Source organism: Ruegeria sp. BHSB064, assembly GCF_059613205.1.
The window spans coordinates 1-11,451 of sequence record NZ_JBXWSB010000130.1; the positions used below are offsets into that span (position 1 = coordinate 1).

At 54.0% G+C, this 11,451-nt stretch carries 9 protein-coding genes; 7 read left to right on the plus strand and 2 right to left on the minus strand.

Translation table 11 applies throughout. The annotated features are described in order from the left end of the window. Positions 1-493: VOC family protein (locus AC2FNU_RS21020; RefSeq protein ID WP_496792132.1), on the plus strand; the 493-nt coding region annotated here is incomplete at its 5' end. A gap of 429 nt (positions 494-922) precedes the next feature. Here AC2FNU_RS21020 and AC2FNU_RS21025 read toward each other — a convergent pair. Beyond that, on the minus strand, positions 923-1,048 hold the full coding sequence (locus tag AC2FNU_RS21025; RefSeq protein ID WP_496792134.1) for a hypothetical protein: 126 nt from the start codon (positions 1,046-1,048) through the stop codon (positions 923-925). Between the two features lie 443 nt (positions 1,049-1,491). On the opposite strand from AC2FNU_RS21025, the gene AC2FNU_RS21030 reads away from it, so the two are divergent. Then, a complete protein-coding gene (locus tag AC2FNU_RS21030) occupies positions 1,492-1,788 on the plus strand; it encodes a sll1863 family stress response protein (RefSeq protein WP_496792136.1) in 297 nt (98 codons plus the stop codon). A 705-nt stretch (positions 1,789-2,493) separates the two neighbouring features. On the opposite strand, the gene AC2FNU_RS21035 is transcribed toward AC2FNU_RS21030, so the two are convergent. After that, on the minus strand, positions 2,494-3,261 hold the full coding sequence (locus AC2FNU_RS21035; protein WP_496792138.1) for an aldo/keto reductase: 768 nt from the start codon (positions 3,259-3,261) through the stop codon (positions 2,494-2,496). Positions 3,262-3,365: 104 nt separating this feature from the next. Between AC2FNU_RS21035 and AC2FNU_RS21040 the strand changes: the two genes are divergently transcribed. The 5 genes from AC2FNU_RS21040 to AC2FNU_RS21060 all read left to right on the plus strand — a co-directional run bounded on the left by AC2FNU_RS21040 (position 3,366) and on the right by AC2FNU_RS21060 (position 11,379). Continuing rightward, complete coding sequence (locus AC2FNU_RS21040; RefSeq protein ID WP_496792140.1) at positions 3,366-4,277, plus strand: LysR family transcriptional regulator; 912 nt, start codon at positions 3,366-3,368, stop codon at positions 4,275-4,277. 889 nt (positions 4,278-5,166) lie between these two features. Further along, a complete protein-coding gene (locus AC2FNU_RS21045) occupies positions 5,167-6,063 on the plus strand; it encodes a LysR family transcriptional regulator (RefSeq protein WP_496792142.1) in 897 nt (298 codons plus the stop codon). A 145-nt stretch (positions 6,064-6,208) separates the two neighbouring features. Then, a complete protein-coding gene (locus AC2FNU_RS21050) occupies positions 6,209-7,408 on the plus strand; it encodes an efflux RND transporter periplasmic adaptor subunit (RefSeq protein ID WP_496792144.1) in 1,200 nt (399 codons plus the stop codon). A 32-nt stretch (positions 7,409-7,440) separates the two neighbouring features. Continuing rightward, on the plus strand, positions 7,441-10,620 hold the full coding sequence (locus tag AC2FNU_RS21055; RefSeq protein ID WP_496792146.1) for an efflux RND transporter permease subunit: 3,180 nt from the start codon (positions 7,441-7,443) through the stop codon (positions 10,618-10,620). A gap of 363 nt (positions 10,621-10,983) precedes the next feature. After that, positions 10,984-11,379, plus strand: coding sequence for a hypothetical protein (locus tag AC2FNU_RS21060; protein WP_496792148.1), 396 nt, complete (start codon positions 10,984-10,986; stop codon positions 11,377-11,379). Positions 11,380-11,451: the final 72 nt, after the last annotated feature.

Sequence of the window (11,451 nt, forward strand, 5' to 3'; positions counted from 1 at the left end):
CTTGAAGCGAGTCGATACGCTCGGAGGTAAAATTGTTCGAGAGCCATTCGAGGTTCCTGGCGTCGGTCGCAATGCGCTCGTCCGCGATCCGCTCGGCGTGCTATTCGGACTATCCCTATCACGGCACAAATACCCTGTGCCGCACCGACAGTTCGGGCCTGAAGTCTATGTCAGCAACGATGGTGAGTTTCCAGAAGCGTTTTATGCTGAGCTTTTCGAATGGCAAGTCTCTCCGAAACACGCTTCGGATTACCTCTCATTCACCGGTCCTTCGGGCGATGTTGTTGCAATTCGATATGTCTCAACTTGGCCAAGAAGCTCAAACGCGGCTTGGGCGCCTAGCATCAAGGTTACTTCTGTCTCCGATGCGAGTAGTTTTGCGGAGGCCAATGGCGCGCGTCTGATGTCTCCGGAGGCACTTAAAACTGTTCGAGCCCATGGCGTTGTTCTTTGCGATCCAGACGGCGCATTGTTTGCGCTCGAAGTCGGGTAGATAAACACTTTCCGTTGGCACCCAGGTTCCTTTTTTGGAGATGCAAAGCGGACAAATGTCCGCTTTGCATCATCCGGTATTTTGGGCTCGAAACGCTATTTCGCTGCATCGCGTACTAGCTGACTGGTCAAAGCTGAGAATGGGTGCACGTCGCCGATTGGATTGGAGTGACGCCCCTGCGTCGTATCTTGATCTTGCGAAGCGTCGAGCGAAAAATGACATTCGCCATCTCGCGGCAAATTCGTAAGTATTGAGTCTTTGTGGACCTTAGGTACTTTCACAGCACTGATTTGAAGGACATGAGAAAAGCCATTCTGGAAGACGAAAAGGATGGACCGGACGGCGGTAGTCCGCACGTTAATCAGAAGCAAGCTCAGCTTCAGGGACAGCCTCGTATCCGATAGAACCGGATTACTGCGCTTGATCAAACTACGGAACCTCGCCGCCAACAACCAGGCCTGCAAGGCCAACAATGACAAACAGAGTGGCGCTCATTCCCTGAACTCCTTCGGAGAGGTTGGTGTCGCTGTGCTTGATTGCGAGGGCAATAAGCATCAGGTTCAGCCTAATCGGCTTTGAGGGCTAGTGTTTCAGGTGTTGACGGTGTGCCGTTGGACCACCCTAGAAGGAACCCTGTTTACCGATACCGACGCCGGAGCATTTCTGTAGTAGTACATGGCAAAGGCGAAGAGCAATGTCCAACTCGCCGTTTCCCTGCCAGTGATTTATCATTTTTTGGCATCAGGTTTCTGGTGCTGATGGTCTCATGTCAAACGCCTGATGGCTTATTCGTACGGCGCGCTTTTGCGGGCGTGTAGTTTGTGCGCACTTGAATGAAATTGTCACAGTATACCTAGATCAAAATCCAAAAGCCCTTAAACACGACGAGTCCCTAGCCAAAAGTTTGCTACAAAGTCCGCCAACCGCGAGGCATCTTGCGTAAAATCGGCTACGCTGTGGAAAGCGAGGCCCACAAAAGCAACAAAACAGGATAACTCATGACGACTCGAGTTGGATACGAAAGAAGAGCGAAACTGAGACAGGAATCTTGGGATCAACAAATCGACGTCATCAAAGAAAAAATCATGTCGGCTGCACCCAAAACAAAAGCTGAATATGAAGCAGCCTTGAGTGAACTGTTGTCAAAGAAAAGTATTAGCGATGCAAAACTTACTCAATTGCTAGATGCACATGGTGAAATTAATGCAGTTTGGTACGAATTGCGAGAAAACTACGAAGAAGCGTGTGAAGAGGTGCAAGGCTTCCTTCGCGACTTAGCTACTCGGATTTCTTAGGCGGATTTCTTCTTTCTCCACCGAAATACATGTCTTGACGAGTATCAGACTTAGGTTCACGGCCCGCTGGTTTCCGATGCTTGACAATGTGTTCCCCGACCAAAACAGTGCAAAACACGTCTGATCTATTCTGGTTAGATGTTTGTGTAACTTATGTTTTCCGAAGTCCCATCACTTGCCTCAAGGTGATGACAGACGTAGATCGAATGGTGTTACCACTTTTTCGAAGTGAAATATGGTGACGAGATGTTCTTGGGACGCACGATCAGCACAAGACGCTGAGCAACCGCAGGATTGATAAGTGAATCTTTGCACAGATGGTCTTCGGGCCAGCTACTTATCACAGCAAAGAGAAAGCGCTAGTGATCGACACAACACAACTGAATGCGCACCGCACGGCAGCTAGTTCGGTTGCAACGAAGGGAGGGCGAACGCCTGATTGGCCTAACTAGGGCGGGATGTGTACCAAGCTACTCGACACGTTCTATGCAGGGCCGCCTCCTCAACCTGGTCGTCATCGCGAGACGGGTTAGTGAGTGCATTCCGGGCTGGAAATAGCGTGGGACGCCAGTAAAATACGGCAAGCAGCGCTTTTGATGCCAATACCGTACAAGAATCGTGTTCGGTAGTCGCAAGGATTGGAGGCGAGATTGGTTGTGCTTTTTGCTGATGCGGCCATCTTTTTTTGCTCCTTTATTGAGGCGATTAAGCGATACCCCATGCCGACCAGTTCTCTTCGAGGTGCTGGATCGAAGTCGTTCCGGGGATGACAACGATGTTCGGGGAGCGCCTCAGAAGCCAGGCGAGCGCCTCTTTGGGGTCGAGTTTGGCACCTTGGCGCATCGGGTGCGCGCCGAGCGGCCCGTAAGGGACAAAGGCAATACCTTTGCTAGCTGTATAGTCGACAAGGTTATCTTCGTCGGCTTCGTCCATATTGAAGCGGTTCTGAACACTTGCGATCGGAGCCACCGAAAGGGCTCGGTCGAGCTGTTCGCGCGATACGTTGGACAAGCCGATGTGGCCAATACGCCCGTCCGCTTGTGCTTCCGCGAGAGCAGCAACCGACGTTTCGATGGGAGTCTTCGGGTCAACACGGTGAAGCTGAAACAAATCGATGCGGTCGCGGCGCAGATTGACGAGGGCTCGATCAACCTGATTGAGCAATGCGTCACGGCTTCCGTCGGTTATGATTTTGCCCGGTTCGGGTTTGTCGACGCCGCCCTTCGTGGCCAAGATGACATCCCGACCCTCTAGCGCCTCACCGACAATTCGGTCAGCATGTTCTGGCCCGTAGGCCCAGGCGCTGTCGAAGAAGTTCACGCCAAGATCGGCTGCCCGGCGTAGCAGGGCAAGTCCCTGGTCCCACTTGGGATAGGGACCAAAATTGCTGGGCTGATCTGTAAGGCGCATAGCGCCGTAACCGAGGCGATTCACGGCCAGGTCGTTGGCGATTTTGAAGGTTCTTTTGTTCATCTGAGGTCTCCTCATGAGAAGTCGTTGCTGTTGAGGAGCAAGATGATCGAAGCCAAGGATACTCTGTAGACAGTTTATAATGGTATCTGTTATCTGCATTGCGCATGAGCAAACCATTAGACCGCCTCGCCCTTCTCGAAACTTTTGTTCGCATTGCGGAGAAAGGCACGATCAGTGGTGCCGCACGTGATCTGGGCATTTCGCAAGGCTCCGCCAGCCGACAATTGAAAGACCTGGAAGAGCGCCTTGGGGTCCAGCTTGCGCGTCGTACGACGCATTCATTGGCATTGACGGAGACAGGGCTTGAGGTGCTTGCCGATGCCCGCGAGTTGATCGCCGGATGGGATACATTACAGGAGCAACATGCGCCCGATACCGAGACCCTAAGGGGTCCGCTGAGGGTTGTTGCGCCCGTCGCGCTCGGTCAATTGCATCTTGCGGAAATCGCAATCGGATTTCAGGCAGCAAATCCCAAAGTCACAGTAAACTGGCATTTGCAGGATGAGCCAATTCGCTTTGCAGAAATTGGATGCGATTGCTGGATCAAGGTTGGACCTGTCCCTGACGACACACTTATCGTGCGTCGTCTAGGGCGGGTTGAAAGGTTGGTTGTCGGCACTCCATCGATTGCGAAACAAATCAAGGGCTCCAGACCGGATGGCGCAAAAGAGCTTCCATTCGTGTCCCTGACGCCGTTTGAAGGGGCAAATGTCGAACTATCTCATTCAGATGGTGAGCAATGCGATCTGAATGTTGCTGCCAAGATGTCGACAAACAACATCATGTCGCTAAAGCACGCAGCGCTATCGGGGCTTGGTGCGGCTGTTTTGCCCAGATGGTTTGTTGCGTCGGAACTTGCGTCAGGCGATCTGATTGATTTACTTCCCCATTGGCGGGCGGCGATGCTCGATGTGAACCTCGCGTATCTCCCAGCCCGGCACCAACCGCGCCGGCTTTCTGCATTCATCGATGCGCTTGAAGAGGGTCTCGGTAATATCCCAGGCATGATTGTGTAGTGAACCCATCAAGGTGACTATGCGAATAGATAAGATTGCTACACAAACCACCGATTTAGCCCGTTCTGTTTTAGCGACACGAATGCCAGCAACCCGCCAATAGTTTAAAGTGATCGACCAAGCGCCATTGTGACGTGACCCCTGAACTGGACTTGCAACTAAGTATGCCAAACAGCACTGTACGCACAATAGTGTGCACAGTCGGTACAGCGATCTATGAAACGTTAAAGCATCAGAAAATCGCATCCAATTGCATAGAACCTGCATTGTGTCCCATCAGGACGTAGAGTTTGTCTCTCCGCGTAACTACTCAGAGCGACTGGCGGCCCCATATCTGGCTCAATAAGCAAGCAAGTATTCATCGCTTAGGGTGAGGAAAATGAAACTCAAAAACCAATTCGTTCTAAAAAATTGGTATTGGCGCAGCCAATTTCGTCGTCGCTTGTCATCAATCCAAGCAGCGAGCACTCCCTATTGACGCCAATAGAGGACGACCAACCACATCACCTGAGACGCGATCTCTCAAAGCAGAAAGGCACATCATGTTCATACATTCAGGATACCTAACAGAAGTTTCTGACCATGAAAACCGCGCGGCGCGGGCTTTGGCCCACTTTGTACCTGTGCGCGAAAACACCGCGCCCAATGCCGGTTCATGGCTACTAAACATGACATTTGCCCGGAAAATTCTCGGCCTTAGGCTGAGGAGTTTCGCATCGCACTCGCTTTGCACAACATGAACATTTTTTGTTGCAGGTCTCGTGATCAGAATGCGCCCATTCACTTGTGCGAAAAGCTCAAATTGCATCTACGTTCCTCACTCGTTTCAACAAATGGCTACATCATCAAGCATTGACAAAGCTCGTGCTTTGCACGGCAACTACTGAGTATGGATAATCTATCGGACCTTAAGCTGTTTGTGCGGGTCGCTTTAACTGAAAGTTTTGCAGCGGCCGCGCGAGTTGAGGGTATGACGAGCTCTGCCGTCTCAAAGGCTGTGCAGCGTGTTGAATCAGAGGTCGGCGCAAAACTGTTTTCCCGGACAACCCGTTCTGTAGCGCTGACCGTCGAGGGCGAAAGGCTCTTGGAAGGCGCGCGCAAACTGCTGGACGATGCGGAAAGCTTGAAAACCGAATTTACAGACAGCTTGGAAGAGCCGAGAGGAAAACTGGTTGTTTCCGCGTCCGCCGTGTTTGGGCGGATGTGGCTGACACAACGTGTCTTGTCCTTCATGTGCCGCTACAAGCATGTTGAGGTGGAACTCAGTTTTGAGGATCGGATTGTCGATCTCGCGTCAGAAGGAATTGATGTTGCCATACGCATCGGCGAATTGGGTGACAGTGCCAATCTGGTCGCGCGGAAACTGTTCGATGATGTCATACACACTGTCGCGGCGCCGTCTTATGTAGAACGCTACGGGCATCCTCAGCGAATACCTGAACTGGATGCTCACCGAGGCATCCACTACCGCGCCCGCAATACAGGGCGGCTCTTTCCATTCATGTTTGAATGTGAGGGTAACGTCGTCCGACGCACGCTTGACCCGGTCCTTATTGGGAACGACATCGATGCAATCCACCAAGCTGCAGAGGCCGGTCTGGGGATTGCACAACTCCCGACCTATCTTATCTTGGAATCAATGGAACAAGGGCGCCTGGTTGAGGTTATGGAAAACGTCCGATTGGACAAATTACCCTATTCCATCGTGTATCTCGATCGAAGGCTGGTCGCCCCGCGTGTCAGGGCGTTCGTAGATTTCCTGATTTCAAACCCGCCAAGCTTCTGAATTACAATATTTATCAAGCGCTGCACTCGTATTGCGTCCCACCAGGAAAGAGTGATCGTCCCACCGACGGGCTACAAGGTTGGGCCTGAAACGAGACATTCTACCCATAACCCCGGGCCTATTGCCCATTGGTGAGGATAGAATGATGCTCAATAAAGGTTCCCTGTTTTCCGGTGTCGCGATCGGCGCAGCTGTTGCTGGCGGTCTCTGGTACACGGTAAACAAAGTTGAAATTCCCAGTTTTGTTGGTGCAGCAGAGGCGTCAGCTCCGGCTGCAGCGCCAGTCGCCCCGACGGTCGAGGTCTTCCCTGCGGAGCAGCGCAATGTCACAGATTGGGATGAATTCACCGGACGCTTCGAAGCGGTCGATGAGGTTCTGGTGCGTGCCCGTGTGTCAGGACACCTTGACGACGTCCACTTTACATCAGGTCAGATTGTCCAGAAAGGTGATCTGCTTTTCTCGATTGACCCGCGCCCCTATCAGGCGCTTCTGGCCGAAGCCGAAGCCCATCTGACTGAAGCACAGGCGGCGGCTGAGCTCAGCCAGTTTGAACTTGAACGTGCGGAAGCGCTGAGGGAGCAAGGCCATATAAGCCAGTCTGTTCTGGACACAAGGAGGCAGAACGCAGCGATTGCCGCGGCAAGTATCGCTTCGGCCCAGGCCGCAATTGATCGTGCCCGTCTGGACCTTGAGTTCACCCAAATTCACGCCCCGGTCACCGGACGGATTTCCGACGACTTTGTGAGTGAAGGCAATTTGGTTTCTGCCGGATCCGGTTCAGCACCCTTGACGACGATTGTCTCGATCGACCCGATCAACTTTGTGTTCGACGTGACCGAGCAGCGGTATCTCGAATACATGCGTCTACACGACGAAACAGGGTTTCGCGGCGTCGCAGGTGACCTGCCAGTCGAGATCAAATTGACGGGTGGGTTGGATTTCGAACATCTCGGCAAAATTGACTTTGTCGATAACCGCCTGGATGTCGGCACAGGCACCCTCAGAGGTCACGCAATTCTGGACAATGACGACGGCCTGCTTGTGCCCGGAATGTTTGGAAGCATGCGTCTGGCCGCTGAGACAAACGCACAAGGCATCGTCATTCCGGAACGGGCAATCAACTCGGATCAGGCAACCAAATTTGTCTGGATCGTTGACGCAGACAACACGATCACCCGTCGCGATGTCATCCTGCATGATCGCCATGACGGCCTGCGGGTGGTCGATGGGTTGAACGCTGGCGAGCAGGTCGTTGTCAGCGGGCTACATCTGGTGGCTGCCGGTACACAAGTTCAGGTCCGCAATACACAGAGTTCTGAAGCGACCGAAGTCGCGCTGCGGTAAGTGCAGCATTTGTTTTAGGTAAGGAAAATCCAATGAAACTGCCCCATTTCTTTATTGATCGACCGATATTTGCGATCGTGATTTCCGCATTTATCACAATTGTCGGCGCACTGAGCTATTTCACATTGCCCGTCGCGCAATACCCAGAGGTCGCGCCCCCTACAGTGCAGGTAACTGCGCAATATCCGGGTGCCTCAGCCGAGACAATCGCACAGACTGTGGCGACGCCACTGGAGCAACAGATCAACGGTGTTGAAGGAATGCTGTACCTGTCGTCCCAAGCAACAGGGGACGGCAATCTGACAATCACTGTCACGTTTGAGCTGGGCACTGATCTGGATGCGGCTCAGGTTCTGGTTCAGAACCGAGTTGCCATTGCTGAACCCCGCCTGCCGGAAACGGTAAGGCGTCTCGGTGTTGTTACTCAAAAGGCCTCTCCTGATCTGCTGCTGGTGGTCCATATGTTCTCGCCGGACGCATCTCGCGACGCGCTTTACATCACCAACGCGGCGCAGCGGGTGCGTGACGAACTGACACGACTTGGTGGTGTCGGCGACGTGACCCTTTTTGGCGCGCGGGACTATTCAATGCGTATCTGGTTGAACCCTGAACGTATTGCCTCGCTTGATATGACCCCTGGTGAGGTGATCTCAGCTCTGCGCAGCCAGAACGCGCAGGTTGCGTCTGGACTCTTGAACCAACAGCCTACCCCTGAAGCCACCGATTTCGAGATTTCGGTGCAGACGGCAGGTCGTTTGACCGACGTATCCGAGTTCGAGCGGATCATCGTGAAACGCGGTGACGACGGGCGGATCGTGCGCTTGTCCGATATCGCGCGGGTCGAGCTTGGGGCCGCAAACTATACAACCCGCGCCTATCTCAACAAAGATGCTGCCGTGGCAATGGTCGTGAACCAGCGCCCCGGAACCAACGCGCTTGAGACGGCTGCGGACGTGCTTGAGACGGTCGAGCGCTTGAGCAAGGACTTTCCAGAAGGTCTGGCTTATGACGTGATCTATAACCCCACCGAGTACATTCAGGCGTCGATTGATGCCGTGGTCAAAACAATGATCGAAGCCGTAGTTCTGGTGGTCGCGGTAATCTTGCTGTTCCTTGGCACATGGCGTGCCGCCGTGACACCAATTCTTGCAATCCCGGTCTCGCTTGTCGGCACGTTCGCTGTAATGTCCGCATTGGGGTATTCAATCAACAACCTATCGCTGTTCGGTCTTGTCCTTGCGGTTGGCATCGTTGTCGATGACGCCATCATCGTGGTCGAAGGGGTCGAGAAACATATCCGCAACGGCGCGTCGCCGCGCGACGCAGCACGTAAGACGATGACGGAAGTCTCGGGTGCACTGATTGCTACCTCTCTGGTCCTCGCGGCGGTCTTTATCCCGACAGCAGCCGTTGCCGGTATTTCGGGCGAGTTCTATCGCCAATTCGCCGTCACCATCACCGCAGCCACGGCAATCTCGTTGCTGGTGTCGTTGACACTTTCGCCGTCACTGGCCGCGATGCTGCTGAAGCCTCATGGCGAACAAAAGCCCGGCCTTCTGATGCGCCCGGTAACTTTTGCATTGTCAAAATTTGATGCTGGCTTTGATCGCACGTCAAACGGCTATGCCTGGGCCACACGCCGGCTCGTTCGCGTGCCGGCCATCATGCTGAGCCTGTTTGCAGGTTTGCTGTTGCTGACCGATGCCCAGTTCTCAAAAGTTCCCGGTGGCTTTGTTCCTGAACAGGATCAGGGGTACTACATCACTGTCGTGCAACTGCCTCCTGGTGCATCTTTGGAACGTACAGACAAGGTGGTTCGTCATGCTGTTGATGAAATCCTTGAGATCAAGGGCGTCGAAAACGCCGCCGTCTTCTCGGGCTTCAACGGTGCTACGTTTACAACAGAGTCCAACACCGGCGTGATCTTCTTTGCCACCACACCGTTCGAAGATCGCAAAGCGCAGGGCGTAAAGGCCGAGGACGTTCTGGCAGAAGCCCGCCAACGCATGGCAAGTATCGACGATGCGGCGATCTTTGTCATCGCGCCCCCGCCAGTGCGCGGTATCGGGACCGGTGGCGGCTTCAAGATGATGCTGCAGGACACCGGCAATGTTGGTCCGGTTGCGCTGGAACAAGCTGCGCGTGCCTTGTCAGCCGAAGCGAATGCGGATCCGGGTCTTGTCGCGGTCTTCTCACTCTATTCCACGGGCACCCCGCGTGTCTGGGCCGAGATTGATCGTGAGCGCGCCGAGATGCTCAACGTACCGGTTGCAAACATCAACGAGGCTCTGGAGGTCTACCTTGGGTCGTCCTACGTGAACGACTTCAACCTGTTCGGCCGGACATACACCGTGGTTGCACAGGCTGATGCTCAGTTCCGTGAGACCGCCGAAGACGTCGCGCGCTTGCGCACTCGGTCCGACGACGGTGCAATGGTGCCCCTCGGCGCGGTGGCGAGTTTCGAAGACACCACAGGTCCATTGCGTCAGCCGAGGTACAACCTATATCCGGCCGCTGCAGTGCAAGGGCAAACCATGCCAGGTGTGTCATCTGCCGAAGCTCTGGAACGTATGGAGGCATTGGCGGAAAGTATCCTACCCGCAGGTATCAGTTATGAATGGACCGAACTGAGCTATCAGGAAAAGAACACCGACGACACTGCCCTGCTTGTGTTTGGCTTTGCCGTGCTCTTTGTGTTCCTTGTTTTGGCCGCACAATACGAAAGCTGGGCTCTGCCCGCCGCCGTTATCCTGATCGTACCGATGGTTCTCCTATCAGCGATCACCGGGGTCTGGATAGCAGGTCTGGATAACAACATTCTGGTCCAGATCGGGTTTGTCGTGCTCGTCGCACTGGCCTCAAAGAACGCGATCCTGATTGTCGAGTTCGCGCGCCAGGCCGAGGATCAGGGTTTGGATCGCTGGCAAGCAGCCGTCCAGGCGGCTCAAACCCGGCTGCGTCCGATCGTCATGACCTCGCTCGCATTCATTCTGGGCGTCGTGCCGCTGATGATCGCAACCGGTGCAGGAGCAGAGATGCGTCAAGCGCTTGGTGTATCCGTTTTCTCGGGGATGCTTGGCGTGACCGTGTTCGGTCTCTTGTTTACACCTTTGTTCTACGTGGTTCTGCGCTCGATCGAGGAACGTGTTTTGCCAAAAAAAAGCGCTGAAACCGAAAAGGCGAATGACATCACGGAATACCAAAGCGTCTGATCCCTTACCTTCAGTAGCTTTGGTCAGGCCCGCCACATGTCGTGGCGGGCCTATTTCTTTGTCTAGCTGTATTCTTCAACGTCGTGAGTGAGTTAGCGGCCCTTAGCCGACATTCAGCACGGTACCGGTATTCTGCGGGCGCAGCCCGCCTTGCTGCCATTCGCTGCAAATGCGAAATCTCGACGTCTGCGAATTCACAGGATGTAGACAAAGTTGCCATAGGCTCAATGATTGCAGAAGGCCGGTCTCAAGACAGACCCAAAGTTAGTCGCTAACCGGAACTGGTCCCTCCGATTCGGCGGCGGCACCAACAATTGCCTTCCGCTCCCGGACCGAGATCTTCTGGTTGTCGCGGACGAGGCCGTGCTGGATAACTGCGCGGATGGCATCAAACACATATGGTTGTTCGACATTCGCGAACCTTCAAACCCGATGAGCATCTCAACAGTCCCGATCCCCAAAGAAGAAGACTACGCTGCCAAAGGAGCACATTTCGGCCCACATAACATACATGAAAACCGTCCAGACAGCTTGGTCAGCGATCAGCTTATTTTTGCGACCCAGCAAAATGCCGGCATCCGGGTGTATGACATTTCCGACGCGTACAGACCCGAGGAAGTAGCGGCCATTGTTCCGCCAGCCCCGGCACACCTGGTGGATCGGCGGCCCAACCGCGCTCAAGTCATTCAATCCTGCGATGTGTGGGTGTCCAAGGAAGGGCTAGGGTCAGGACCCATTGATTTCCGCGTTGGTGCATGATTCACGGTTCGAAAAACGAGCGGTGACCATGTCTGATCTTTTCTGGCTCACGGATGCGCAGATGGCGCGTCT

Bases quoted from the DNA above. Each gene is read 5' to 3' on its own strand.
- AC2FNU_RS21025 (WP_496792134.1), bottom strand. From the start codon at position 1,048: ATGCTTATTGCCCTCGCAATCAAGCACAGCGACACCAACCTCTCCGAA.
- AC2FNU_RS21030 (WP_496792136.1), top strand. From the start codon at position 1,492: ATGACGACTCGAGTTGGATACGAAAGAAGAGCGAAACTGAGACAGGAA.
- AC2FNU_RS21035 (WP_496792138.1), bottom strand. From the start codon at position 3,261: ATGAACAAAAGAACCTTCAAAATCGCCAACGACCTGGCCGTGAATCGC.
- AC2FNU_RS21040 (WP_496792140.1), top strand. From the start codon at position 3,366: ATGAGCAAACCATTAGACCGCCTCGCCCTTCTCGAAACTTTTGTTCGC.
- AC2FNU_RS21045 (WP_496792142.1), top strand. From the start codon at position 5,167: ATGGATAATCTATCGGACCTTAAGCTGTTTGTGCGGGTCGCTTTAACT.
- AC2FNU_RS21050 (WP_496792144.1), top strand. From the start codon at position 6,209: ATGCTCAATAAAGGTTCCCTGTTTTCCGGTGTCGCGATCGGCGCAGCT.
- AC2FNU_RS21055 (WP_496792146.1), top strand. From the start codon at position 7,441: ATGAAACTGCCCCATTTCTTTATTGATCGACCGATATTTGCGATCGTG.